Origin of the sequence: Martinezella hainanensis, assembly GCF_900094555.1 — a bacterium.
GTDB classification, from domain to species: domain Bacteria; phylum Pseudomonadota; class Alphaproteobacteria; order Rhizobiales; family Rhizobiaceae; genus Rhizobium; species Rhizobium hainanense.
Window position 1 is genome coordinate 347,626 of record NZ_FMAC01000005.1, and the last position, 25,995, is coordinate 373,620.

Sequence of the window (25,995 nt, forward strand, 5' to 3'; positions counted from 1 at the left end):
AGTCGCCGCATCAGGCACCTTTCGCCGGACACTAGGCACGTCCGGCGAATCTTTTGAATTGACGATGAAGCGCAAGCAGTGAGGAAGACGGCGGCATGACGTCCTATCCAGTTTTCGTATTAAAACGATTTGGCCAATTCCTGCTCGTTGTCTTCCTTGGCATCTCCGCGACGTTCTTCATCACTCATATGACGCCGATCGATCCCGTCGAGGAAAGCATCGGCGCCATTCAGCAAATGGGTGCGTCCGATCCGCGCGCCGTCGAATTGATGCGTCAGTCGCTTCGGGAACTTTACGGTCTCGAAGGCTCCATCTGGCAGCAATATCTGCATTTCTGGGAGCGTCTTGCGACCGGTGATCTCGGGCCATCGCTCTCTGCATTTCCCACCCCCGTTTCGGCCATCATCATGAGGGCACTGCCCTGGACGATCGGTCTGATGACCGTTTCCGTCATCATCACATTCCTGCTCGGCAACATGATCGGCGCGCTCGCAGGCTACTACCGCAAAAGCACGATACTGAAGGCCGTCAGCCTCGTTTTCATCGCCATGCAGCCGATACCCTATTATATCCTGGCCTTCGTTCTCATCATCCTCTTCGGCTATGTCTGGCCGATCCTGCCGATCAATGGCGGTTATGAGATGAACACCAATCTGCAGCTGTCCTTTGCGCTGGTGCTCGATATTCTTCGCCACTCCATTCTGCCAGCGCTGTCTCTGATCCTCGTCGGGACGGGCGGCTGGCTGATCGGCATGCGCGCACTCGTCTCCAATATCATCACAGAGGATTATGTCGTCTTCGCCGAGCTCGGCGGCGTGCCGAAGCGCAAGATCCTGCGCTCCTACATCGCCCGCAACGCCATGGTGCCGCAATTTACCGGGCTTGCCATGTCGCTCGGCGCCGTCTTCAACGGCACCGTCATTACCGAAATCGTCTTCGGCTATCCAGGTATCGGCAATCTCCTGATTTCGGCGGTGCATGCCGGCGATTACAGTCTCGTATTGGGGCTGAGCGCGCTATCGATCGCCGGCGTTGCCGCTGCGGTCTTCATCATCGACATATTGGGTCCGCTGATCGACCCGCGCATCAAGGTGGAGTAGGCCATGCTGACGATCGTTCGCGACCTTGCTCGCCAGAATATGGAATTCCTTTGCGGTCTGCTTTTGCTCGTCATCATCGTCGGGCTGGTGATCCTGTCTTATTTCTCGCCCTACGGTCCTTCGGATCTTTACCTACTGCCGCCCGACATGCCGCCGGATGGGCAATACTGGCTGGGCACGACGTCGCGCGGCCAGGACGTTTTCTGGCAACTGACCACAGCGCTCCGCAACACGCTTTATTTCGGCATCGGCGTCGCCATTCTGTCGCGCATCATCTCGTTGGTGGTCGGGCTGGTGGCGGGCTATGCCGGCGGTGCCGTCGATCGCGTGCTGATGGCGATCAATGACAGCATCATGGTCATCCCGCAGTTTCCGTTGCTGATCCTGTTCTATTTCGTGCTCAAGGACGGCATGACCTGGACGGTGCTCATCCTCGTCATGGCCTCGCTCGGCTGGTCCTATGATGCGCGCCTGATCCGTTCGGTGGCGATCAGCCTGAAGACGCGGCCGTTTACGACGCAGAGCGTCTATTCCGGCATGAGCATGTCCAAAATCCTCGTCCAGGAGCATCTGCCCTACGTGCTGCCGATCGTCTTCGCCACGACGATGAACAACATGATCTGGTCGATCGGCATGGAGATCACCCTGTCGGTGCTCGGCTTCACCGATATCGAGACGCCAACCATGGGCATGATGATCTATTGGGCCAATGCCCATTCGGCACTGATCGCCGGAACATGGTGGTGGGTCGCAGCGCCGGTGGCGGCCATCGTCGTACTGTTCATGGCACTCTTCCTGCTGTCGATGTCGATGAATGAATACAACGACCCCCGCAGTCGTTTGAACCGGATGGGAGGCTGAGGGTATGGAGGCTGTCGTCGAGGTCAATAACCTCAAGGCCTATTACCGGGCTTTTCTCTACGGTGTCGATCGCGAGGTGCGGGCGGTTGACGATGTCAGCCTCTCGATCGGCCGCGGCGAGATCTACGGGGTCGCCGGTGAATCGAGCAGCGGCAAGACGACGTTGATCAAGACGATTGCGGGCGCCATCCGGCCACCGCTTCGCGTCGTCTCGGGCGCGGTCAAGTTTCATTTCAACAATGGGACGCAGGATATCTATGCGATGACGGCGGAGCAGCGGGCGTCGCTTCGCTGGCGGCATCTCTCCTACATCATGCAGGGCTCGATGAATGTGCTCAATCCGGTGCGCCGCATCCGGCATTCGTTCACCGATTTCGCCTTTCGGCATATGAAGGCTGATCGTGCCACCTTCTTCGATCGGGTTGGCGCTCATCTCCAGCGGCTGAAGCTCGACGCGCATCTCCTCGATGCCTATCCGCATGAATTGTCGGGCGGCATGCGTCAGCGAATGACGATCGCGCTCGCCACCATTCTCACGCCGGAGTTCATCATTGCCGATGAACCGACGACGGCGCTCGATGTCATCGTCCAGCGCGATGTGCTGTCGATGATCCGCGAGATACAGCGCGAAATGGGATCGTCCTTCCTGTTTGTCACCCATGACATGGGCGTTCACGCCGCCGTCTCCGATCGCATCGGCATCGTCTATGCCGGCCGGTTGGTCGAGGAAGCGCCGACGCGCAAGCTTTTTCATATGCCGCTCCATCCCTACACACAGCACTTGGTCTCAAGCCTGCCGCGGATCGGCGACGCTTCCACGCGTCCCTCGCTGGAAGGGCGGCCGCCCAATCTCGCCATGCCGCCGGAGGGATGCCGTTTCCATCCGCGCTGTCCTAAACGCATGGATATCTGCAGCCGTGAAGCGCCGCCCATGGTTGCCGTCGAGCCGGAGCGTCGCGTCGCCTGCTTCGCGGTGACGGGAGGAGCGTCATGAGCGATCTTCTTTCCCTCTCGCATGTCAGCAAGGTCTACCGGCAGGGCGGGATGCTCAGCCGTCGTCAGATCGTGGCGGTGAACGACGTCAGCCTGAGCCTGGGAGATGAGCCGGAAATACTCTCCATCGTCGGCGAGTCCGGTTCGGGCAAATCCACCATCGCGGCGATGATTCTCGGCCAGACGGCGCCGACATCGGGTGATCTCACTTTTCGCGGAAACCCCGTTGCCATTCATGGACGATCCGAACGGCGCGCCTTCATGCGCGAGGTGCAGCCGGTTCTTCAGAATCCGTTCGAAGCGTTCAATCCGCTTAAGAGGGTCGATCGATATCTATTTGAAACGGCAAGGAATTTTGCGCCGACTGGCGTTAAGCCGGATCGCGCGGATGTCGAGCGCATGGCCGACGAGGCGCTTGCCCATATCGGTCTGACCCTTGCCGAGGTGAAGGGGCGATTTCCGCATGAGCTGTCCGGCGGTCAGTTGCAACGAACGGCCATCGCGCGGGCGCTCATCCCGCAGCCACGCTTGCTGGTGGCCGACGAACCGGTCTCCATGGTCGATGCGTCGCTTAGAATGGCGATTGTCAATCTCTTCGGCCAGCTGAAGAAGGATCTTGGGCTCTCGATCATTTACATCACCCATGATCTGGCAACGGCTTACTACATCAGCGATCGGATCATCATCATGAAGAAGGGCGAGATCGTCGAGCAGGGCGGCGCGCGCGCCGTACTTGATAATCCGCAGCATCCCTATTCGCGTGCTTTGAAGGAAGCAGTCTTGTCCACCACGCCCGAGATGGAGCCGGCAGCGCTTGGCTGACCTGCAGGTCCTAGCGTGAGATCCGTGTCGAAAGGATGATGGACGACAAGGTGCGTTCGACGCCGTCGATCGTGCCTATACCATCGATCAACTGATCCAGTTCGGAGATCGAGGGCGCCGCGATGATGGCGATCAGATCGAATGTGCCGCTGACGGAATGAAGCGTCGTCACCTCTGGAATGGCATCCAGTGATGCCGTCACTGCTGACAGCGCCTTCGGCGCGATCGTGATCAGTACATGCGCCCGGATGAGGCCGGAAAGATAGGTCTCAGACAACCGCACGCCGTAGCCTGAAATCACACCTTCCCGCTCCAGCCGTTCGAGCCTTGCCTGAACGGTGGTGCGCGACAGCGACAGTCTTTTGGCGAGCGTTGCCACGGGCATGCGGGCGTTCTGGCCGAGCAAGGCGATCAGTTCGCGATCCTTATCTGTAACCTGCATGGCGTTTCCTGCATTATGCGAATTTCATTCGTCAGTTTGTACAGATTTATACAACGAAATGCATTTTTCGTCGCTATGAATCGTCCAACTCCTGCCTACACTTATAAAAATCTTATCAATGAAATGCAGGGGAGTCATATGAAAGACATAGTGGTCATCGGCGCAGGCAAGATCGGTGGAGCGATCGCTCTGATGCTGGCCGAAACGGGCGATTACAAGGTCGTTGTCGCCGATCGTAGCCAGGAGCAGCTCGATAAGATCGACCGTCACCCTGCAATTTCCACCGCCGCCGTCGACATTTCCGACCGCGCCGGGCTCGTCGGCGTTTTGAAGGGCAAGTTCGCCGTCTTGTCGGCTGCACCGTTCCATCTCACAGGTTTCGTCGCGGAAGCGGCACTCGAGGCCGGCGTCCATTATCTCGACCTCACCGAAGATGTCGCAACGACGAAGAAGGTGGAAGAGCTGGCGCAGGGTGCCAATACGGCATTCATCCCGCAATGCGGCCTGGCGCCGGGCTTCATCTCGATCGTCGCCAATGATCTCACCAAGCATTTCGACAGCCTCGACAGCGTGCGCATGCGCGTCGGCGCGCTGCCGCAATACCCGTCCAATGCCCTGAACTACAATCTGACCTGGAGCACGGACGGCCTTATCAATGAATATATCGAGCCCTGCGAAGCGATCGTCGAAGGCAAGCTCGTGACCGTGCCGGCCATGGAAGAGCGCGAAGAATTCTCGCTCGACGGTGTTACCTATGAGGCCTTCAACACATCGGGCGGCCTTGGAACTCTGGCCAAGACTTTGGCTGGCCGCGTGCGTACGATGAATTACCGCACCATCCGCTATCCCGGCCATCAGGCCATCATCAAGGCGCTGCTCAACGACCTGAACCTCAAGAACCGCCGCGACGTGCTGAAGGATCTCTTCGAAAACGCGCTGCCGGCTACCATGCAGGATGTCGTGGTCGTTTTCGTCACCGTCTGCGGCTGGCGCGAGGGTCGCTACATGCAGGAGACCTATGCCAACAAGGTTTATGCAGGCATCGTTGCGGGCAAGAAGATGAGCGCGATCCAGATCACCACGGCTGCCGGCATTACGACGGTGCTCGATCTGCTGGCTCAGGGCAAGCTTCCCGCCAAGGGCTTCGTCTGCCAGGAAGAAATCGATCTCGGCGATTTCCTCGCCAATCGCTTCGGACAGGTCTACAGCCTGGAAAAGATTAGGATGAGAGAAGCCGTCTAAGCGGCTATTTTCACTTGTTTTTATATGTGGCGCTCTCGGGCGCCACATGTGTTTTAGCCCCTTGGGAGCGGCTCCTCAGCGGTTAGCCAATCAGCCGCACGAGGATTTCGACCGGGTGCGGGATAGCTTGCCGATCGATCTTGGCGACCTGCGAGCGACAGGAAAAGCCGGTTGCCATGACGACGATCTGATTGCCGTTCTCAGCGATCCTGTCCTGCCAGCTCATCGCGTAGAGCTTTTCCGAGATGGCACGATTGCGCACCTCGTGGCCGAAGGTGCCGGCCATGCCGCAACAGCCGACATCGGTCATGTCGAGCTTGATGCCCAATTTGTCGAAGAGCACGGACCATTGTTTGAGGGCGGCCGGCGCGTTCGTTTTTTCCGTGCAATGAGCAAGCAGCGTGAAACGCTCTTGCGGCAACGTGCGTGGCGTTGGCAATTGGTCGAGATTGGCGGCAAGCCACTCTTGAAGCAGCAGCACCGGGGCCTGCAGCCGGGCGGAGGGTAGAGCGGCATATTCGCTGCGATAGGTCAGCGTCATCGACGGATCGATGCCGACGAGCGGGATATTCATTTGCGAGATACGATCGAGATAGTCACGCGATTTCGTCGCCGCCTTTTCGAAGCGGCCGAGATAACCATGGACATGCAGGGCCTTGCCGTTGTCCTGCGAGGAGGCAAGCCACGGCGTGAAGCCGATCTTCAGCGCGAGCTTGAGAGTTGCGATGACGACGGCCGGGTCGAAATGGGTGGAGAAGACATCAGCGATGATGACGACCGCTCGGGCACGCTCGTTTTCCGGGAGCTTCGCCAGACGCTCTGGCGTCGCGATCCGAACACCGAGCCGGGGCGCCTCCCGTTCGAGCGATAGCGCTGGCATCGCTGGAAGCGCGGTAAGGCCGGCAAGCCGCATCAAGGCTCGTCCAACGGCCGATCCGGTCAGCATGTTGTAGCCGGGCCTGAAACGCGCCATCAGCGGCAGGATCGTTTCGATGGCGGCGACGATTGGGTCCTTGAGTGGCCTAAGATATCGACCGTAATAGAGCTCAAGGAATTTCGATCTGAAGGCCGGGACGCTGACCTTGACGGGACATTGGCCGGCACAGGCCTTGCAGGCGAGGCAGGTATCCATTGCTGCCCGCACCTCATGGGAGAAGTCATCGCGATTGGCCGGATTGAGCGAGTTGACTATCCGCCGCAGGAGATTGCCGAAAGGGTTGGCATGGTGCAGTGCCTCCGCCTCGCGCCGCGGATCGACCTGCCGTTCGGCGAGCAGGCGCAGCCATTCGCGCATCAGCGCCGCGCGGCCTTTCGGAGAATAGCGACGATCGCCCGTCGCCTTGAAGGAGGGGCACATCGGGCTCGCGGCATCGAAATCGAAACAGGCGCCGTTGCCGTTGCAATAAGCGGCATTATCGAAGGCGGCGCGGATATCGTTGCCGATAATGCGATCAAAGTCACCGCGTAGTGATACTTCGTCGATCTTGAGCAATGGACGCGATGAGCCGGAGGCGATCTTGCCGGGGTTGAGCCGATCCTCTGGGTCAAATGCGCGCTTGATATCCTGCAGGCTGGGATAGAGGTCGCCGAAATAGGCGGGCACATATTCCGAGCGTACGCCCTTGCCATGTTCGCCCCAAAGCACGCCGCCATATTTGCGGGTGAGGGCGACGACGCCGTCGCTGATCTTGCGGACGAGCGGTTGATGGTCGGAGCGGGTAAGGTCAAGGGCAGGGCGGACATGCAGCACGCCGGCATCGACATGGCCGAACATGCCGTAATCCAGTCCCTCGGCATCGAGAAGCGCCCGGAACTCTCCGATATAGGCGGCCAGATGCTCGGGTGGAACAGCAGTATCCTCGACGAAGGGCACAGGCCGCACCGGTCCTTCGACATTGCCGAGCAGACCGACGGCGCGCTTGCGCATCGACCAGATCGCCTCGATCTCGGTCTTTTCACGGGCGACCGTATAGCCCTTGTGGCGGGCCGCCGAGAGGTCATCAAGAGCGGCGGTCACATCCGCCAGCTTCCGTTCCAGCTCGTCGCGATTGTCGGCCAGCACCTCAACGATATTGATGCCATTGGCGGAGCCGGATGCATCCTCGGGAAAGAAGCGGGCGATGCCGCTCCAGACGATATCGCCCTTCGCCAAACCCAGCACCTTCTCGTCGACTGTCTCGACCGAGGCGACCTTCAGCGCCACCAGCTGCCGCGCATCTTCGAGCGCGATGTTGAAATTGTTATAGCGAATGTTGATGAGCGCCGAATGCGCAGGGATCGGCAGCACGTTGAGTTCGGCTTCGGCGATCATCGCAAGCGTGCCTTCCGAGCCGCATAGTACCGCATTCAGATCGAAGCGGCCGTTCTCGCGCCTGATATGGGCGAGATCGTAGCCGGTCATGTAGCGGTTGAGCTTCGGGAAGGTTGCCGCGATCAGCTCGCTTTTTTCCCTGGCGATCGCATCGACCACACGGTGAATTTCGCCGATCCGATCGTCACGCGCCTTGATCTCCTCCAGTTCGGTCTCGGCGAGCGGGCGCGACCACCAATCGCTGCCATCTGAGAGTACCACGTGCAGGCCGAGAACATGATTGCTGGTCTTGCCGTAAAGACAAGAACCCTGGCCGCAGGCATCGGTGGAGATCATGCCGCCGATGGTGGCGCGGTTGGAGGTGGAAAGTTCCGGTGCGAAGAACAACCCGTATGATTTCAGCGCCTTGTTGAGCTGATCCTTGACGACGCCAGCCTCGACACGCGCGATCCCTCTAACCGGATCGATCTCCAGAATGCGGTTCATATGTCGGGAGCAATCGACGATGATTCCCGAGGTCAGCGATTGCCCGTTGGTCCCTGTGCCGCCGCCGCGCGGGGCGATGGTGAGATCGGAAAAAGCAGGCTCGGATATGGCTCTGGCAATGATTTTCAGATCACCGGCGCCGCGTGGATAGAGGATGGCCGCCGGCTTGACCTGATAGATGGAGTTGTCGGTCGAGGCGACCGTCCGCGCGCCGTCATCCGTCTCGACATCGCCTTGAAAGCCAAGTGCGGTCAGTCGGCGCCCGAAGGCGCCGATCTGATGTAGCGAACTGTCTTTTGCCAAAACGAGGCGTGGTATCATGATGCGAAGGCTTCCGGCGTTTTACGCGATGATGAGAGCATTCCCGCTTTTAAACAGAATTACGGAAATGCTCTATCTCTTTGTTTTCACGCAATTCCGGATGCATGACTGCTTTGCGCTTCGGCTGGAATTGCTTTAGCGCCTGAGAGCTGCGCAGGCCCGTTCAATCCTATCGAGCGCTTCGACGAGATCGGCTTCCGATGTCGCGTAGGAAATGCGGAAATAGGGCGACAGCCCGAAGGCGGAGCCGGGCACAACGGCGACATGGGCTTCATCGAGCAGATAGGCGCAGAAGTCCGCGTCCGTCTCGATAGACTTTCCTGATGGCGTTGTCGTTCCGAGTACGCCGGCGCAGCCCGAGAATGTGTAGAAGGCGCCTTCCGGCACCAGGCAATCCAGGCCTTTGATGGCGTTCAGCCTGTTGACGACGAGATCGCGCCGACGCTGGAAGCTTGCCTTGCGACCTTCAAGAAAATCCTGCGGGCCATTCAGCGCGGCAACCGCCGCGGCCTGGCTGACGGAAGAGGGGCAGGATGTCGCCTGGCTCTGGATGACCGCCATGGCCTTGATGAGAGCCTTGGGGCCGCCGGCATAGCCGATGCGCCAGCCGGTCATGGCATAGGCCTTGGAGACGCCGTTGACGGTCAGCGTGCGGCTCTTGAGGCTGGGCTCGATCGCAACGGGCGTGACGAACTCGAATCCGTCATAGACGATGTGCTCATACATGTCGTCGACCATCAGCCAGACATGTGGATGGCGCGACAGCACCTCGATCAGAGGCAGATAGTCGGCCTTGGAATAGGCCGCACCCGATGGGTTCGACGGTGAGTTGAGCAGCAACCAGCGCGTCTTCGGCGTGATCGCCTTTTCGAGCTGATCAGCCTTCAGGCGGAAGCCGGCCTTGGCATCGCAAGGGATCAGAACCGGTACGCCGCCGCAGATCTCGACGATATCGGAATAGGAGGTCCAATAGGGTGTCGGGATGATGACCTCGTCGCCCGGATTGATCGAGGCCATGAAAGCGTTGAACAGGATCTGTTTGGCACCTGTCGCCACGGTGATTTCGTCGAGCGCGTAGTCGATGCCGTTCTCGCGCTGGAACTTTCCGGCGATCGCCTTCTTCAGCTCCGGCGTGCCGTCGAGCGCGGTGTATTTCGTTTCGCCGCGATCGATGGCGGCCTTGGCCGCTTCCTTCACATTGTCAGGCGTGTCGAAATCCGGCTCGCCCGCTCCGAGAATGATGACGGGCAGGCCGTCCCGCTTCATCGCATTGGCGCGTGCGCCGATCTGAAGAATGATCGAAACGCCGATGGAGGCGATGCGCGAAGCGGGCTTGAAGCCCGCCTCTTCGATTTTCGTGGCGATCGTCATGGACGCTTACTCGATGTCGAAGGAGACACCCTGCGCCAGTGGCAGAGCCTTGGAGTAGTTCACCGTGTTGGTCGCGCGGCGCATGTATGCCTTCCAGGCATCCGAGCCGGATTCGCGGCCGCCGCCGGTTTCCTTCTCGCCACCGAACGCGCCGCCGATTTCGGCGCCCGAGGTGCCGATATTGACGTTGGCGATGCCGCAATCGGAACCGTCGGCTGCGAGGAAGCGCTCGGATTCCTGCATGTCGCGCGTGAAGATCGAGGACGACAGGCCGGCGGCAACGGCATTGTGCTCGTCGATAACGGCGTCGAAATCGTCATAGGGCATGACGTAGAGGATAGGCGCGAAGGTCTCTTCCATGACCGGGCCTGCCTGCTTCGGCATTTCTACAAGCGCCGGCTTTGCGTAATAGCCTTCGGCGTGTCCGACATCGATCCGCTCGCCGCCGGTGACGGAGCCACCGTGAGCCTTAGCCTCAGCAATTGCCTTCTGCATGCCGTCGAACGCCGCCTTGTCGATCAGCGGGCCGACGAGAGCGGTGGAGTGCAGGGGATCGCCGACCGATACGCTCTGGTAGGCCTTCTTCAGCCGCGGTACGAGCTGATCGTAGACGCTCTTGTGGACGAAGAGGCGGCGCAGCGTCGTGCAGCGCTGGCCGGCCGTGCCCATGGCACCGAAGGCGATGGCGCGCAGCGCCATGTCGAGATCCGCCGACGGGCAGACGATGCCGGCATTGTTGCCACCGAGTTCAAGAATGGCGCGGGCGAAACGCTTGGCAAGCCGCGGTCCGACTTCACGGCCCATGCGGGTCGAGCCGGTTGCCGAAACGAGCGGCACCTTCGGATGGTCGACGAGGATTTCGCCGATCGCACGATCGCCGATCAGCACCTGCGACAGACCTTCCGGCGCATCGCCGAAGCGGGCAAGTGCACGATCGAAGATCGCCTGCGAGGCAAGTGCGGTCAGTGGCGTCTTTTCCGACGGCTTCCAGATCACGGCGTCGCCGCAGATCAGCGCCAGCGCCGCGTTCCAAGACCAGACCGCGACCGGGAAGTTGAAGGCCGAGATGATGCCGACGACGCCGAGCGGATGCCAGGTTTCCATCATGCGATGGCCCGGCCGTTCGGTCGCGATCGTCAGGCCGTAGAGCTGGCGGGAAAGACCGACGGCGAAATCGCAGATGTCGATCATCTCCTGCACTTCGCCGAGGCCTTCGGAGCGGATTTTGCCGGCTTCGATCGAAACCAGACGGCCGAGATCGTCCTTGTCAGCGCGCAGCTCTTCGCCGAGCAGGCGTACCAGTTCGCCGCGCTTGGGAGCCGGCACGAGGCGCCAGGCGCGGAATGCGGCATGGGCCTTCTCGATCCTGCTTGCTGCTTCATCGGCCGAAACGGTCTTGAGGCTGCCGATCTTCTCGCCCGTGACCGGGGAGTAGGAGGGCATGTCGCCCCCAGTATAGAGCGCCTTGTCGACGCCGAGCTTTTCGAGAATGGCGGCCGCTTCGGCTGCAACGGAAGGGGTCTTGGCTGCGATGTTCATGTCATGAAACTCCAATTGTCTTTGATCCGGGCGGCGGCGATTGGCGCTGCTGCGCCTCACTCGGCGGCGTCTTGTTTGGATAATGCCCGCAGGCAAGCGTCGATCGATGCCTGTTCGATGCCGGCATAATGGTCGAATTCGTTCAGCACCTTCATACCGAGATCGGCTTCGAAGCGCTGCTGGTTCGGGCTGGCGACGAAGTCCTGCTGCGCGCCATCGCCAAGATTGGACTGGAAGATGCCGGCGGCGCTGACGGGGAGGAAATCCTCGTAGACGATCGGGTCGAACTGGACGAGGCCCTGGTCGATCAGCGCGTCGATATCCGCATGGCTCGTAGCGGCGGTCTGGCCCTTGGCCGTCAGCGAATAGGTGAAGTAGCCGAGGCCTTCGGCGCGGATTGCCGGCCAGTCGTCGGGGAATTCGGCAAAGCTCTGCGCAAGTGCGGCCTCATAATCGCGGGCATTCGATCCGTCGGCGGCCGGGCTCACGACCTTGCGGGACTGATCCAGTAACTTGTCGTAAAGCGCGCGGCCTTTCGGGGTCAGCGCAATGCCGCGCTGTTCGATTTCGCCGAAGCGGGCAGTGTGCGAGCCGGCCTCCCAAACGCCATCGGCATTGCGGAAGGAAACGGGTTCTTCGAGCGCCTTGAACGAGGTCTGGCGCAGCAGGATCGGGCAGGCACGTGTCGGCGGCCCTTCAACGACAGCTTTCGGCGCGATGTCGTAATCCGGCATCAATGCCTGGACCTGATCGATATCGAGCGTGCGCGGCGTCAGATGATTGATGTGTGGCCCCTTGAACGACACGACGTCGGCGATCAGCCGATGCGCATCGTGAAGGCGGTGGTACATGCCGGCATCGACATTGGCTTCGTCGTGCCAGCGGAAGGTTTCCAGCACTTCGTCGACGAACCGGCTGGCATCGGCCATGGTCAAACCGCCATCGCGTTCGGCCTTCTCGGTGAGCGCAACCGCGCCATCGGTAAAAATCCGGCGCTTGGCAAGAATGTCCGCGGCAGCCTTGCGAAGGTCTTCATCGGCGATTAGATCCAGCCGCAGCAGCGAGGTGAAGACGCGGAAGGGATTGCGCTTCAGCTCGGCATCACCGATCGGGCGAAACGCAGTCGAATGAACCGGCACGCCGGCGGTCGACAGATCGTAATAGCCGACCGGGTACATGCCCATGACGGCGAAGACGCGGGCCATCATTGCAAGTTCCGCCGCCGTGCCGAGCCGGATGGCGCCGTGCCGCTCCTCGGAGATACGATCGAGATAATCGGTCGCCTCCAGCCGCTCCTTAAGCTTCGGTTGTGCCGCCAGCGTTTCGTTGTTGACGCGGGCAACCAGTTCCATGAGCGTGCCGTAGGCGGGAACTTCTTCACGATACATCGCCGACATGGCGGCTGAAAAAGCGCTGCGAATATCGCTGGTCGAGACGTGATCAGGCTTCATGTGCGATCTCTTCCTGAAAGCTATATCATTCCTGTTTCGCAGGATATCTCTTGTTTGATGGCCGGTGTTGTGAGAAAGAATTCTAACTTGATGCGAAAATGGAATGAACATGCGTCGACGCCTCATCCCTGACATCGTCAATCTGCAGGCCTTCGAATGCGCGGCGCGTCACCAGAATTTTTCGCGCGCGGCGGAAGAGCTGAACCTTACCCAAAGCGCCGTCAGCCGGCAGATCAGCGATCTCGAACAGCAGACGGGTCTGAAGCTGTTCGAGCGCGTACGGCAACGCGTTGTGCTCTCCGAGGCCGGTCTTCGGCTGTTGCCGGAGGTAAAAGACCTGCTCTTGCGTTCGGAGCGGCTGATGATCGGCGCCGTCGCTGCCGGCCAGATGAAACTGTCGCTCAAGGTCGCGACCTTGCCGACCTTCGGCACGCGCTGGCTGGTGCCTCGCCTAGGTCGTTTTCTGGATGAACATCGCGACGTCGCCGTCACGGTGGAATCTCGCTCAAAGCCCTTCAATTTTGACGAGGATAATTTCGACCTTGCCATTCACTATGGCCTGCCGTCCTGGGCAGGGGCTGTCGCGACCTTTCTTTGCAACGAGACTGTGCTGCCGGTCGCCAGCCGGGAACTTGCCGCGCGGCTGGATCTTGTCGCGCCGGAAGAGCTGTCCGCAGCCCCGCTGCTGCATCTGACGACACGCCCGAAGCTCTGGGCGCAATGGTTCGATCTGCAGGAATTGCCGACCGAGAACGCTTATCCGGGTGCGCGCTTCGACCAGTTTTCCATGATCATCGCGGCCGCCATTGCCGGGCTTGGCGTCGCGCTTTTGCCGACCTATCTGATCGAGGATGAACTCAAGGCCGGCACGCTTCTGCCGTTGTTTAATCTGCCTATGCCGACTGAGAACAGCTATTACGTCGTCATGCCCGAAAAGAAGCAGACCAACGAGACGGCGACATTGTTTCAGGATTGGCTGTTGAGCGAGGTCACGCCGCAATAGCAGGCGGTGATACCGCGCTGATCCGATCGGGTTTTCCTGTCTTATATCTGGAATTTCGAGAGGAGATACGCACCTCTGTTCGTTCGAAATATCGACCTGCATGGGCCACAAGTGCCTGTCGCCCCTTTTGAATTTGCACGCCGAAATGGGCCGGCCGCTACGGCTTGCAAGCGACAGCAGATGAGCGGCAGCGGTGATGAGCTGGCTAAGTCTACAGTCGGGCCGAGAATCGTGCTTCAATGTAGAAGACGGCTCATGGACCATGGCTGCACGGCCGCTTCCAAAAGGACAGGGCAATGACGACGAGCGAACAAGCGGAATTGGAGGACATAGTCTTCAAGAGCCTTTTGCTCGTGCCGCTTCTCCAACGCTGGAGTGAGATTGCGCTGCCAGATTGCTGGCTGGTGGCAGGAGCCATTGCCCAGACTGTTTGGAACCATGCCTTCGGATTGCCTCCGTCTCATGGGATCAATGACCTCGACATCGTTTATTTCGATGCCGATGATCTGTCCGAACAAGCGGAGGCCGGCCATGCTGCTCGGGTTCGCGAGATGTTTTCCGGTTTACCGGTCTGGATTGATGTGAAGAACGAGGCCCGCGTTCACTGCTGGTACGAAGCCAAGTTCGGATACTCAATCCCGCCTTACAAATCGACCCTGGACGCCATCACCACTTTTCCGACCACAGCAACCGCCGTGGGATTGCGTCTCAATGGCCACGGCCTGGATTATTGTGCTCCATTCGGTCTTTCCGATCTGCTGAATGGCATCGTGCGCCCCAACAAGAAGCAGATTACGCAGCCGATCTATGAACAGAAAGTCAATCGCTGGACTGCGGTCTGGCCGGGGCTGCGCGTCGTAGACTGGGACGGCTGAATGGCCCTCAGGTGCCGCGCGATTTCAAACCCGACGTCAGATCGTGTCGAATATAGCCGATGCTACGATGACTTCCGTGCCCGTGAGGCCGACCGAACAGAAGAGCGTCGTGTCGAGAGGCGACGTTCTACCGGCAGCGAGACCGGCGACTATCGCTGCAAGATCGATCATTCGCTTCTCGTGTATGGTCCCGGAAAGGAAAAATGGGGACGCATAGGCGCGTGTTTGCTCGGGAGAATCCGTGGCGATGATGCCGGCCATATCAGCGACGTCCAGGCCGAGTTCATGTCCCTTGAGCGTCTTCGGGCCTATCGTGTTGATATGGACACCAGCTTTTAATTCCGAAGCATCGATCACCGGCATGTCGCTGCTTGTCGCGCATAACACGATATCGGCATCGGCCACGGCTCTTGCGGCACTGGTGACCGGCTCAACGGCAATGCCGAGTTGCAATTGCATCTCTTCAGCGAAGGTGGCGCAGTTTCCCGGGTTTCGGCTGAAGACCCGGGCAGAGCTTATGTCGCGAACGGCGGCAGCGGCAATCAGCTGCGTTCGCGCCTGCGCGCCACTGCCAACGATGCCGACCGTTCTGGCGGTCGGAGCGCTGAGGTGGCGGATGGCCACGCCTCCGATCGCCCCCGTCCTGATCTGGCCGAGCCGTTCGCCCAATATGACGCCTTGCAGTTCTGCAGTATCGGCACGCCAAACAGCGACGACTTGTGAATGCTGCCCGCCATTAAAAGTCTCATAGGCACGAAAGCCGGCAAGCGGCCGTTCGCCGTCTATGCCGCCGACCGTAAACACGATGTCTCCACGCTTGGGAAAGGAGACATGATGCCGGGGTGGGGATACCATCTCGCCCGCCGCCTTGGCCCGAAAGGCTGTTTCCAAGGCATCGATCGCCCCACGCATGACTGCGGCAGGGCATAAATCTTCGTCTTTCAATATCTTCATTGCGGGTCGACCTCCGTGTGTCCGGCCACTCTGCAACCTCAAGCGCGCCTGAGGTCAATAGCGGCCGGCAACAGCAGGTCTGAAAACAACCAATGCAAGGTGTCGGTGAGCATGAATCATATGGTCCGGACTATCCGAGCTTCATGGCCGTTCTTATGATACGGCCATCCTGGCGTTTCGCATTGCCCAGCTCTTCAGGCGCAGGCCATTGAGTTTGATGAAGCCCTCGGCATCGTGGTGATCGTATGCTCCGGAGCTTTCCTCGAAGGTGACGAGGTCGGTTGAGTAGAGCGAGGCGGGCGAGGTGCGGGCGATCACACTGGCTGAACCCTTGTAGAGCCTCAGCGTCACTTCGCCGCTGACATGGATTTGGCTCTGATCGATCAATGCCTGCAGCATTTCCCGCTCGGGCGAATACCAAAATCCATTATAGATCAGTGCAGCGTAGCGAGGCATGATCTCATCCTTCAAATGTGCCGCGGCACGGTCGAGCGTGATGGATTCGATGCCGCGATGAGCGGCGAGCAGGATCGTACCGCCGGGAGTTTCGTAAACGCCGCGCGATTTCATCCCGACGAAACGGTTTTCGACGAGATCGATCCTCCCGATCCCATGTCTGCCGCCCAATTCGTTGAGTTTCGTCAGGAGCGCGGCTGGTGCCGTTACCTCGCCGTTCAGAGAAACCGCATCGCCCTTTTCAAAGCCGATGACGACGATCTCCGGCTCGTCAGGCGCGTCCACAGGATCGACGGTGCGCTGATAGATATAGGATGGCGCGATTTCGGCGGGATCTTCCAGGACCTTGCCTTCAGTGGATGTGTGCAGGAGATTTGCGTCGGTCGAGAAAGGAGCTTCGCCGCGTTTATCCTTCGGCACGGGAATTTGATGTGCTTCGGCGTATTGGATCAGCTGAGTGCGCGATTGGATGGCCCACTCGCGCCATGGCGCGATGATCTTGATCGATGGATTCAGTGCATTGGCCGCCAGTTCGAAACGTACCTGGTCATTGCCCTTGCCGGTCGAACCGTGGGCAATGGCATCGGCGCCCACTTCCCGCGCGATATTAATGAGATGCTTGGCGATCAGCGGACGGGCGATGGAAGAGCCAAGGAGATATTGCCCCTCATACAGCGCGTTTGCCCGGAACATCGGGAAGACGAAATCGCGAACGAATTCCTCGCGGACATCCTCGATCCGGATATCCGCCACGCCTAATTGTTCGGCTTTTTGGCGAGCCGGCTCAAGCTCCTCGCCCTGGCCAAGATCGGCGGTAAAGGTCACGACTTCGCAGCCGTAGGTTTGCTGCAGCCATTTCAGGATGATGGATGTGTCCAGGCCTCCCGAATAGGCGAGCACGACTTTCTTGAGCTTTTTCGACATTGGCTTCCGTCTCCATGTTGATGCATGAAACGATAGGCCAATCTCCGCGCAATGAGCTTGCAAAGACTTCAAGGATACGAGACAAATTGGTATATTATGCCACTTACCTGGCCACTGGAGCTATATTGTGTCACTGACTTTGGATGAGATCGATCGGCGTATCCTCAAGGTGTTGCAGCGGGATGGACGCATTTCCAATGTGGACCTCGCGAAGGAGGTGGGGTTGTCGCCGTCACCCTGTCTTCGCCGCGTGCGACTGCTTGAGGATGCGGGCATTATCGATCGCTACGTTGCCGTTCTGGACCCGGCAAAGGTGGGGGCGGGCCTCACCGTGTTTGCCCGCGTCTGGTTCAAGACACAGAATGCGCAAGTCACCCTGCAATTCGCGGAGGCTGTCAGGCGGTTTCCCGAAGTCATGGAATGTTATCTGACCACAGGCGAGTGCGACGCCGTCCTGCGTATCGTCACGGCTGATCTGCACAGCTATTGGCGGTTTCAGGCCGACCATTTGACTCGTATTCCGAGCGTATTGAACGTCAAGACCGATGTGCCGATGGAAACATTGAAGCGAAGTTTTGAGCTGCCCTTAGCCTCGTAGTCTTGGAGCCAGCCGTCGGTTGGCCATGGCGGCGGCGAAGCGCCCAGCGGACATATCTGACCGGCAGAACAATCGATGTCTGGAGAGCGAGATGAGCATATTCGAAACGGCAATGCGGGCGACCGGCTCGGTTCTCGCAAACCGCTTTCCGGGTTATTCCTTTGCCTTTGCCTCAGGGTCGATCATACGAGGCGAGGGAAGAAAAGGCTCTGACATCGATCTGGTCGTGGTCTTTGATCAGCTCGAAACCGCTTGGCGCGAAACCTTTATCGAGGGCGACTTTCCATTCGAAGTGTTTGTTCATGACCCGGAGACGCTCAGCTGGTTCTTTGAGAGCGATATTGCGCGCGGCTATCCCGTCATCATTCATATGGTTGCGACCGGCCAGGTCCTCGGTCCAGATCTCGACAAGGGAGAGGTCTGGAAGGACTATGCCGTCAGCATTCTCCACGCCAGCCCACCGGAGCTGAGGGGTGATAGGCTGAATGCTTTGAAATATCAGATCACCGATCTCCTCGATGACCTGCATGGACAGCGGGCGGCTCCGGAGGTGGGCGCAATTGCCGCGCAGCTCTATCAGCCTTTGGCCGACCTTATGTTGCTGGGACGAGGAAAGTGGTCGGGCAGGGGCAAATGGATTCCCCGCCTGCTGCGAGAGATGGATCGGAACTTGGCTGATAGCTTCGATGATGCCTTCGGGCGGGCTTTAGCTGGAGAGGTTGAGGTACTTTGCAACCTGACGCATCGCGAATTGGACCGGCATGGTGGACCGTTTTTCGCTGGTGACAAGCGCATGGCATCGCAACAGGCGAGGCGAAAGAGCCTTGTAGACCTGGGGAAATGACAACGACCGCTTTCCGGAAGCGTGGCGGCGGAGTCAGAAAATTTTAAGCTTGAAATTTTCTCTCGCGACGGTCACACATTTTCTATCGGGTCACTGCGGATTTTCGGCAGGGTAGACGCGAGGTGAATTCGGGAGGAGGAAACCGCCATGAAGATGCATCCGCTGAAGGGGCCGAACCGGTTGAAGCTCGGCGTTTTTTCCGCCAATGCGGATGGCGGCCTTGCCATTACCGATGTACCCGAGCGCTGGGCGGCAGGTTGGCAGGATAATCTGACTGCAGCACAGATCGCCGACCGGGCGGGGCTCGAATTCTTTCTGCCGATTGCCCGTTGGCGCGGCTTCGGCGGCAAGAACCGCGTACGCGAATGGTCGTTCGAGACTTTCACCTGGGCAGCGGCACTTTCGGCGGCGACCGAGCGGATCGGTCTCTTCATGACGGTGCACGTGCCGCTCGTTCATCCCCTTTATGCCGCCAAGTCGCTTGCGACTGTCGACCATATCAGTCGAGGCCGGGCGGGGCTGAACATTGTCTGCGGCTGGAATCCAAAGGAATTCGGCATGTTCGGCGTGCCGCTGGTCGAAAAGGGCTACGACCAGGCAGCCGAATGGCTCGAAATCGTCGAGAAGCTCTATGGCTCCGATGAGCCGATCGACTATGTGGGCAGCTACTATAATCTGAAAGAAGCCGTCAGCCGTCCCGCAAGCCTGCAAGCACCCCGGCCGGTGACCATGAATGCGGCTTTCGGCGGTCCCGGCAGAGACTTTGCCGCCGCGCATTGCGACTATCTCTTCACCACCTTTACCGAGATCGATGGAGCCGGAAAGCATGTTGCCGACATCGCCGGGCGGGCGGAAGGCACGGGCAGGCAGGTCGGCGTTTATACGGTTTGTCACGTTGTCTGCCGCGAGACGCAAGCGGAGGCGGAGGATTACTATACGCGCTATGCCGTGACCATGGCCGATCACGCCGCCGTCGACCAACACATGGCCGGCAAGAAAGAGTTCTCGCAATCCCATGATCGCGAGGCCTATGACCGCTACCGCCAGCGCTTTGCCGGTGGAGCGGGCAGTTATCCGCTGATTGGAACGCCGCAGCGCATTGCCGAAGAGATGATCGCCATTGCCGAGCAAGGCTATGCCGGCATCGCCTTGTCCTTCGTCAATTATACGCAGGAACTGCCCTATTTCTGCGATCGGGTGCTTCCGATTCTGAAGAAGGCTGGGCTCCGGGTGGAGTGAACCACCGCTTCGATGCTTCGCCGTCGTCGCTCGCGGGAATGTGATCATTCTCTGATGGCGAAACGGCGGTGCCGCCAAGGCCGGTTTTCCAGGCCGCTAGCTATGATGTCGCTTTCATGCGGTGGTGTCGCAGGTGCGACATGTGTGCAACGCAGCAAAAAACTTGAGGTCTAGGGGTTTACAAGCGTGGCCCCGGATGGGATTCTTTTGGACGAAGGGCGCTGCTTGATTTCAAGCGGCACCAATCCCTTCAACCGGATGCTGTAAATCTTGGCTCCGATGCGCCGCAATTTTGCCGGTGCTTAACCGAACAAAATCAATCCGAAGCCAGAATGCGGCGTTCTTCCGTGTCTGGCTGTTGCCTTGGTGCACCCTCAACATCACCAGGTCAGGGTACAGAGAATGCGAGCTTAACATGGGCTTCAAGTCAAAACGCGTCCTTCGCGGCGTTCTTGGTCTTCTTGCGAGTGTCAGCTTGCCGCAGGTTAGCAAGGCCAGCGACCTGATGATCTGGTCGCCGGTCAAGGTGGCGCCGCGAACCTACAAGACGACGCTGGGTTTTCGGCTGCCGATGGCTTGGGAAGTGAGTGCAGGCATGGATCTGGGCCTGGGTGGAGCGGCCAGTGGCGCGATCTTGCGCAGCAGCAGCTTGGCGACGCTCTGGGGGACGGCAATCGACGATCAAAAGCGCTTTTCGACCGTGTGGCGTCGCGAAGTCGCCCTGAGGGTGGATACTCTCAACAGCACGGGAACGCTTTGCCTCGAGCGCTCGCGCAGCTGGACGGTGTCGGAAAATCTGGACATGCGCACCGCGAGATCGCTGAACGTCAATTATGCGGGATCGCGGAATGCGGCAAACTCCATTACCGCGACCCAGGCCGTTACTGTCGCTGTTCCCTGGACGGGAGCTTCCATATCCGCGATCGGCAATCTGAAGGACGTCGGCAGCACCTTTTCCAGCACGGTCTCGTTTCAGCAGCCATTGGCGCCGAACCTTGATTTCTCCGCTTCCTTTGCCGACCCACAGACGCTGACGCCAGCCGGCAATGTGCGCCTGGACTATCGTGTCAAATGGTAGATTGCTGAGTTCGGCCCTTTGCATACCGAAGCGGGAACAAATGCCCCTGACGGAAGTGTAGAACCGGCAGGACATCGATCTTGCTCGAGGTGTCATGACCTCGCGAAGCCTGCCGCTGGTTCAACTCCCTGCCGGCGGCAGGCTTAGCATTCGACCGGAGAGCTCAGTCAGTTGCTGCTGTCGCTTCCGTTGGCGATTTGATCGTTATGTCGGGCGCGGCAAGCTTGGCCTTCAGCTTTAACACGACATCGTGCCGGACATCCGACCAGGATGAGGTAATCGCCCAGTATTCGATGTTGAGCACGGCTTGGTCGACGGCCAATTCGTCGAGAAAAACCTTCGGTGCGGGCATGGTCTTGATGCGCTGATCCGCCTTCAGGATGTCGAGGATTGTTTTGCGGGCGAGATCGATGTCGACCTTTTCGCCCAGGGCTACGGCCAATTGCTGGCGACGATCCGGTTCGCGGCTATGGTTGATGATGGGCGTGTTCCAGAGCGTCGAGTTCGGTGCCATGAGGTAGAGGCCGTCCGCCGTTTTCATCTCGGTGGCAAAGAGCCCGATTTCCTTGATGTAGCCTTTGACGTTCGTCGTCTCGATATACTCGCCGACCCGGAATGGCCGCAGGATCAGCAGCATGATGCCGGCCGCGATGTTTTGAAGTGTGCCTTGCAGTGCCAGGCCGATCGCCAGGCCGGCGGCACCGAGAGCAGCGATGATGGAGGCGGTCTGAACACCGAACTGGCCAAGTACGGTGATGAAGACAAGGATGAGCAAGCTGTAATGCAAGACGTTCTGGAAGAAGCTCGCGAGCGTTTCGTCTATGCCGCGAATGCGTGAGATGACGCGATAGGCCGAGCGGCTGATAATGCCTGCAAGAAGCCAGCCGCCGATCAGAAGAATGATCGCGCCGAGAAGCGAAAATCCATATTGAACCGCGAGCGCCGAAGCCTGGTCGAGTGCCGTCCGAGTGGCGACGACGATATTGGTCGTTTGATCGTCCATGTCAAAACTCCATCTTTCCCAGAGAGCCAAATGAGAAGTCGCGTTTTTTGTTCCCGACGATCGGGTGCATGAAACTCAACTGTTTCAATGGATTGTGCGGGTCGGTTTCTATATCGGGGCGTCAGGCGCCGTGCTTCGCCTGATGTGGGCCGATGATGGCAGCCGCGGCATAATGAGCCTTCTTCTGCTCGTACATGCCGAGATCTGCGCGCTTGATCATGGCTTCCATGGTTTCGCCGGGCAGGCTCGTGGCGACACCGATGGAGACGCTGAGCGGCGCGCTGGAATAGAACTGATTGTTGATCTTCAGCAGTTCGTTGATCGTCTCGACCATCGCGGCAGCCGCGATTTCATCGGCGCCCGGCATGAGAACGGCAAATTCGTCGCCGCCGATGCGGGCAGCATGGTTCGGCAGGGAGACGACGCTGTTTAGCACCTCGCCCATGCGGCGCAACAGCGCGTCGCCGGCATCGTGGCCGCTCTCGTCATTGGCGTCCTTCAGCCCGTTCAGATCGAGGATGATGGCCGACACCGGCCGAAGCGATTTGCGCTCCAGCCTGTTGAGTTCTTCCATGTAGAAGGCACGGTTGAAAAGTCTGGTGAGCACATCGTGCTTGCCGAGATATTCGAGATAGGCTTCCGCCTTCTTGCGTGCGGTAATATCCGTCAGCGCCACCTGCACCAGCGACCAGTCGTTTTCATAACCGGGAAAGACCGAAAATTGCAGGAGGACGTGGCGTTCGGATCCGTCGAGGGCATAGTTCAGCACCTCACGCTGATGGAAGAGGCGGCCGTTCCACAATTCCACCAATTGCCCGCGAAAATGCTTTTCCATATCGTCGCGGAACACTTCACCGATCCTCTGATGCAGGGTCTGACGATCCGGCGCGCAGAAGAGATCGAGCGTTGCCTGGTTGACATTCAGCACGCTGATTTCGCTCATGCATTGTTGGACGAATTCCGGATGCACATCGAGAAACACCTGGAAGTCGACGATGCCGCGGTGGCGGATCTCGTCGAGCAGGATCTTGATGCGGCTGAAATCCTCGACCCAAAGGGAGACGGGCGAATGCTCGAACATTCCTTCGGCATAGCGGCGTTGCCGCTCTTCCTGCCGCCTTGCCTCCTCGCGCGCCGTCACGTCTTCCGTCGTCAGCAGCAATCTGCTCCAGGAGGTTTCATAACCCGGCAGGATGACGCCGCGAAGCTGGATATCGAGCCTTTTGCCACCGAGAGAATAGTTAATTGCCGTGCCGGAAAACTCGGTCTTGCCTTCCCAAAGCGCGACAAGTTCGTTCACGTGGCTGTGGAGCATCTCGTCTCGGAAGACCCGCGAGAGACTTCCGACAAGCGTTTCGAAGGACGGCGCTTCGAAGAGCTCCAGCGTCCTGGCATTGACGGCAAGAAGCTTGATCCTTTGTGAGCAGGTGGCGACGCGCTGCACGTCGGCGAGCAGATAGGAACGCAGGTCCGTCACGCCTTCCGCACGCCAGAGCTCGAACTGTTCCTTGACGCCGCTGAAATCCTCCAGCCACATGGCGACGGGGGCAAGATCGAAGATGGTGCTGCTGAAGTCCTGGGCGTTCATCATGATTCCCTGCGCCGGCAATAAAAGTCGGTGTGCGAATGCAAGGGCCGGCAGTTCGCTAAGTTCTGCTTAGCGAGCATTGGTAAACCTTGCGTTGATATCGACCAGCGGGTCAAGCCGGACAGTCAATGTCCGCTTCTTTTCAACTCATTCTTGTTGAAACTGTGCCCCAAATGGCTCTTTAGCCCGATCGTCATCGGATTTTTTCGATGTATAGGCGATCAGGTCTTCAAAAAGCGTTCAAAGGCTTCCAGGGTCCTTTCGCTGACGTGGTGCTCGATGCCCTCGGCATCATTTCTCGCCGTGTCGGGATCGACGCCGAGACGGCAAAGGACAGCCTCCACGATCTCATGGCGTCTGCGGGTTGCCACGGCCAGGCGCTGGCCTTCTTCAGTCAGGAAGACACCGCGATAAGGGCGTTGCGTAATCAGGTTTTCCTCAGCGAGCCGCTTGAGCATTTTGGCAACCGTCGGTTGCGTTACTCCCAGTCTTTGCGCAATATCGGTCTGGCGCGCTTCGCCAGCGTGTTCTATCAGGTCGGCGATGAGCTCGACGTAATCTTCCATCAATTCCGTGCGTCGATCGTCGCGGCTTTTCTGAAAGGCCTCCGCGTGCGTCTCGATCTCGGTCGAAGAAAGACGACTTTCCAGGATGGTCGGCGGTTTGGTCAAGATGGCGCACCTTCGCAAGGCTAAGAAAGTGGTGAAGATATTTAGCCTTGCCTATAAATAAATCGCAAGCGCAATAAAACCCTCATGGCGTTATAGTCACCTACAAATGGGATCAAAGTCTGGTTTGCGGTTGCGCGGGGGGCAAGCGTCTTTGCTGCGCGCAGATCAATGAAAGAGTCGAATAATCCAATAGGATAGCGCCGAAATCACGGCTGCAGCCGGCAGGGTGATGACCCAGGCGATGACGATGTTGCCGGCAACACCCCAACGCACAGCCGAGACTCTGCGGGCGGCACCGACACCGATGATGGCGCCGGTAATCGTATGGGTCGTGGAAACCGGTATTCCCAGCCAGGTCGCGGCAAAGAGCGTCAAAGCGCCACCCGTCTCCGCGCAGAAGCCCTGCATGGGATTGAGACGGGTGATTTTCGAACCCATCGTGTGCACGATCCGCCATCCTCCGAGCAACGTGCCTAAGGCCATGGCCGACTGGCATGAGAGAACCACCCACAAGGGAACGTGGAACGAGCCGCCGCCATATCCTTGAGAATATAGGAGTATCGCAATGATCCCCATGGTCTTCTGGGCATCATTGCCGCCGTGCCCGAGCGAATAGAGCGAGGCCGAGAAGAACTGCATGATGCGGAAGGTACTATCGACGGCAAACGGCGTCTGCCGGACGAAGAGCCATGTCACGGCAAGCACCAGAAGCAGGGCAAGCATGAAGCCGATCAGTGGCGACATGACGATCGCGCCCGCCGTCTTGAGAACGCCAAGCCATACGATCGAACTGATGCCGACCTTGGCAAGGCCGGCGCCAATCAGCCCGCCGACCAGCGCATGCGACGAGCTCGACGGAATGCCGAATATCCAGGTGACGATGTTCCAGACGATTGCGCCCATAAGAGCGGAGAAGATGACCGACGCGTCGACGACCTTCGGGTCGATAATCCCCGTTCCAAGCGTCTCCGCGACGTGCAAGCCGAAGAACAGGAAGGCGATGAAATTGAAAAACGCGGCCCAAAGAACCGCATATTGCGGCCTGAGAACTCGGGTCGAGACGATGGTCGCGATGGAGTTCGCGGCATCGTGGAGACCATTCAGGAAGTCGAAGAACAACGCTGTGGCGATGATCGCCACCAGCAGCGGAAAGGCGAGCGAGGCCTCCATCAGACACTCTCGATCACGATGCCATTGATCTCATTGGCAACGTCTTCGAAGCGATCGACGACCTTTTCCAATTCGCCATATATCTCGCTGCCGATGATGTAGGCCATGGCATTGGAGGCACCGTGCGTGCGAAAAAGATCCTTCAGTCCCTGCTCGTGCAGCTCATCTGCATGGCCCTCAGCTGTGATGATCTCTTCCGTGAGGTTGGCAAGCCGGGTGGCGTTGGCTCCCATGCGATCCAATAGCGGTACCGCCTCGGCGACGAGATAAGCCGCCTTGACGATCACTTCGCCCATCTGCTGCATGCGTGGATCGAAGCTCCTCTGCTCGAACAGGCGTATGGTCTTGACCGTTTTGTGCATCATGTCGATGGCGTCATCCATCGACATGATCAGATCCTTGATATCGCCGCGATCGAATGGGGTGATGAAGCTCTTGCGCACCGCAAGCAGTACGTTGCGTGTGATGTCATCGGCCTGGTTTTCGAGCTCGACGATCTGCCGGCACTTTCCCTCGATGTCTTTACCGGAAAGCAGCTCGTTTAATGCTTCGGCAGCACCGACGATGGTGCGCGAGTGCTGCGCGAAGAGATCGAAGAAACGATCCTCGCGCGGCATGAGTTTGCGAAACCAGCCCAGCATCAAAGCTCCATG

Annotated in this window: 23 protein-coding genes and 1 pseudogene; 12 read left to right on the plus strand and 12 right to left on the minus strand. The window is 59.1% G+C overall.

The window, feature by feature from the left end:
* Nucleotides 1-95: 95 nt before the first annotated feature.
* The 4 genes from GA0061100_RS18215 to GA0061100_RS18230 are packed head-to-tail and all read left to right on the plus strand — an operon-like array spanning nt 96 to nt 3,776.
* Nucleotides 96-1,100 (plus strand): ABC transporter permease, encoded by a 1,005-nt coding sequence (locus GA0061100_RS18215; protein WP_075854119.1) that lies wholly within the window; start codon nt 96-98, stop codon nt 1,098-1,100.
* A gap of 3 nt (nt 1,101-1,103) precedes the next feature.
* Entirely contained in the window at nt 1,104-1,961 is an 858-nt protein-coding gene (locus GA0061100_RS18220; RefSeq protein ID WP_075854120.1) for an ABC transporter permease, read from the plus strand.
* Between the two features lie 4 nt (nt 1,962-1,965).
* The gene (locus tag GA0061100_RS18225; RefSeq protein WP_075854121.1) at nt 1,966-2,955 is read left to right on the plus strand and encodes an ABC transporter ATP-binding protein; all 990 of its coding nucleotides are present in this window, start codon (nt 1,966-1,968) and stop codon (nt 2,953-2,955) included.
* Nucleotides 2,952-3,776 (plus strand): ABC transporter ATP-binding protein, encoded by an 825-nt coding sequence (locus GA0061100_RS18230; protein WP_075854122.1) that lies wholly within the window; start codon nt 2,952-2,954, stop codon nt 3,774-3,776. Before GA0061100_RS18225 ends, GA0061100_RS18230 begins: the two co-directional genes overlap by 4 nt.
* Nucleotides 3,777-3,786: 10 nt before the next feature.
* Here GA0061100_RS18230 and GA0061100_RS18235 read toward each other — a convergent pair whose 3' ends face one another.
* Complete coding sequence (locus GA0061100_RS18235; protein WP_075854123.1) at nt 3,787-4,218, minus strand: Lrp/AsnC family transcriptional regulator; 432 nt, start codon at nt 4,216-4,218, stop codon at nt 3,787-3,789.
* 138 nt (nt 4,219-4,356) lie between these two features.
* Between GA0061100_RS18235 and GA0061100_RS18240 the strand changes: the two genes are divergently transcribed.
* The gene (locus GA0061100_RS18240) at nt 4,357-5,460 is read left to right on the plus strand and encodes a saccharopine dehydrogenase family protein (RefSeq protein ID WP_075854124.1); all 1,104 of its coding nucleotides are present in this window, start codon (nt 4,357-4,359) and stop codon (nt 5,458-5,460) included.
* A gap of 82 nt (nt 5,461-5,542) precedes the next feature.
* Here the strand turns inward: GA0061100_RS18240 and ydiJ are convergent, their stop codons facing one another.
* The 4 genes from ydiJ to hglS form a co-directional block, all read right to left on the minus strand.
* The gene (gene ydiJ, locus GA0061100_RS18245) at nt 5,543-8,578 is read right to left on the minus strand and encodes a D-2-hydroxyglutarate dehydrogenase YdiJ (RefSeq protein WP_075854125.1); all 3,036 of its coding nucleotides are present in this window, start codon (nt 8,576-8,578) and stop codon (nt 5,543-5,545) included.
* A 135-nt stretch (nt 8,579-8,713) separates the two neighbouring features.
* Nucleotides 8,714-9,949, minus strand: a complete 1,236-nt coding sequence (locus tag GA0061100_RS18250) for a pyridoxal phosphate-dependent aminotransferase (protein ID WP_075854126.1) — start codon at nt 9,947-9,949, stop codon at nt 8,714-8,716.
* 6 nt (nt 9,950-9,955) lie between these two features.
* On the minus strand, nt 9,956-11,488 hold the full coding sequence (gene amaB, locus GA0061100_RS18255; protein WP_075854127.1) for an L-piperidine-6-carboxylate dehydrogenase: 1,533 nt from the start codon (nt 11,486-11,488) through the stop codon (nt 9,956-9,958).
* A gap of 56 nt (nt 11,489-11,544) precedes the next feature.
* Nucleotides 11,545-12,939, minus strand: coding sequence for a 2-oxoadipate dioxygenase/decarboxylase HglS (gene hglS, locus GA0061100_RS18260; protein ID WP_075854128.1), 1,395 nt, complete (start codon nt 12,937-12,939; stop codon nt 11,545-11,547).
* Between the two features lie 103 nt (nt 12,940-13,042).
* On the opposite strand from hglS, the gene GA0061100_RS18265 reads away from it, so the two are divergent.
* The 3 genes and pseudogenes from GA0061100_RS18265 (at nt 13,043) to GA0061100_RS18275 (ending at nt 14,817) form a co-directional block, all read left to right on the plus strand.
* A complete protein-coding gene (locus GA0061100_RS18265) occupies nt 13,043-13,942 on the plus strand; it encodes a LysR family transcriptional regulator (protein ID WP_075854129.1) in 900 nt (299 codons plus the stop codon).
* 24 nt (nt 13,943-13,966) lie between these two features.
* Nucleotides 13,967-14,065, plus strand: a pseudogene (locus GA0061100_RS35175) (AAA family ATPase); the annotation flags it as partial.
* A 173-nt stretch (nt 14,066-14,238) separates the two neighbouring features.
* Nucleotides 14,239-14,817, plus strand: coding sequence for a nucleotidyltransferase family protein (locus tag GA0061100_RS18275; RefSeq protein WP_075854130.1), 579 nt, complete (start codon nt 14,239-14,241; stop codon nt 14,815-14,817).
* A gap of 36 nt (nt 14,818-14,853) precedes the next feature.
* Here GA0061100_RS18275 and GA0061100_RS18280 read toward each other — a convergent pair whose 3' ends face one another.
* Both GA0061100_RS18280 and GA0061100_RS18285 read right to left on the minus strand, forming a co-directional pair.
* Nucleotides 14,854-15,771 carry an ornithine cyclodeaminase family protein gene (locus GA0061100_RS18280; RefSeq protein ID WP_075854131.1) on the minus strand — a complete coding sequence of 306 codons (918 nt, stop codon included), beginning with the start codon at nt 15,769-15,771 and terminating at the stop codon, nt 14,854-14,856.
* 153 nt (nt 15,772-15,924) lie between these two features.
* Complete coding sequence (locus GA0061100_RS18285) at nt 15,925-17,151, minus strand: argininosuccinate synthase (protein WP_075854132.1); 1,227 nt, start codon at nt 17,149-17,151, stop codon at nt 15,925-15,927.
* 127 nt (nt 17,152-17,278) lie between these two features.
* Between GA0061100_RS18285 and GA0061100_RS18290 the strand changes: the two genes are divergently transcribed.
* The 4 genes from GA0061100_RS18290 (at nt 17,279) to GA0061100_RS18305 (ending at nt 20,910) form a co-directional block, all read left to right on the plus strand.
* The gene (locus tag GA0061100_RS18290) at nt 17,279-17,749 is read left to right on the plus strand and encodes an Lrp/AsnC family transcriptional regulator (protein WP_075854133.1); all 471 of its coding nucleotides are present in this window, start codon (nt 17,279-17,281) and stop codon (nt 17,747-17,749) included.
* 25 nt (nt 17,750-17,774) lie between these two features.
* Nucleotides 17,775-18,593 (plus strand): nucleotidyltransferase domain-containing protein, encoded by an 819-nt coding sequence (locus GA0061100_RS18295; protein WP_342195795.1) that lies wholly within the window; start codon nt 17,775-17,777, stop codon nt 18,591-18,593.
* Nucleotides 18,594-18,740: 147 nt separating this feature from the next.
* Nucleotides 18,741-19,832 carry an LLM class flavin-dependent oxidoreductase gene (locus GA0061100_RS18300; RefSeq protein ID WP_075854135.1) on the plus strand — a complete coding sequence of 364 codons (1,092 nt, stop codon included), beginning with the start codon at nt 18,741-18,743 and terminating at the stop codon, nt 19,830-19,832.
* Between the two features lie 415 nt (nt 19,833-20,247).
* Nucleotides 20,248-20,910, plus strand: a complete 663-nt coding sequence (locus GA0061100_RS18305; RefSeq protein ID WP_075854136.1) for a hypothetical protein — start codon at nt 20,248-20,250, stop codon at nt 20,908-20,910.
* Between the two features lie 163 nt (nt 20,911-21,073).
* On the opposite strand, the gene GA0061100_RS18310 is transcribed toward GA0061100_RS18305, so the two are convergent.
* The 5 genes from GA0061100_RS18310 to GA0061100_RS18330 form a co-directional block, all read right to left on the minus strand.
* Nucleotides 21,074-21,913, minus strand: coding sequence for a mechanosensitive ion channel family protein (locus tag GA0061100_RS18310; protein WP_075854137.1), 840 nt, complete (start codon nt 21,911-21,913; stop codon nt 21,074-21,076).
* A gap of 121 nt (nt 21,914-22,034) precedes the next feature.
* On the minus strand, nt 22,035-23,504 hold the full coding sequence (locus GA0061100_RS18315; protein ID WP_244557874.1) for a GGDEF domain-containing protein: 1,470 nt from the start codon (nt 23,502-23,504) through the stop codon (nt 22,035-22,037).
* A gap of 218 nt (nt 23,505-23,722) precedes the next feature.
* Entirely contained in the window at nt 23,723-24,172 is a 450-nt protein-coding gene (gene mntR / locus GA0061100_RS18320; RefSeq protein ID WP_075854139.1) for a manganese-binding transcriptional regulator MntR, read from the minus strand.
* Nucleotides 24,173-24,337: 165 nt separating this feature from the next.
* A complete protein-coding gene (locus GA0061100_RS18325) occupies nt 24,338-25,342 on the minus strand; it encodes an inorganic phosphate transporter (RefSeq protein ID WP_075854140.1) in 1,005 nt (334 codons plus the stop codon).
* Nucleotides 25,342-25,983 (minus strand): DUF47 family protein, encoded by a 642-nt coding sequence (locus GA0061100_RS18330; RefSeq protein ID WP_075854141.1) that lies wholly within the window; start codon nt 25,981-25,983, stop codon nt 25,342-25,344. The genes GA0061100_RS18325 and GA0061100_RS18330 overlap by 1 nt, the downstream gene beginning before the upstream one ends.
* Nucleotides 25,984-25,995: the final 12 nt, after the last annotated feature.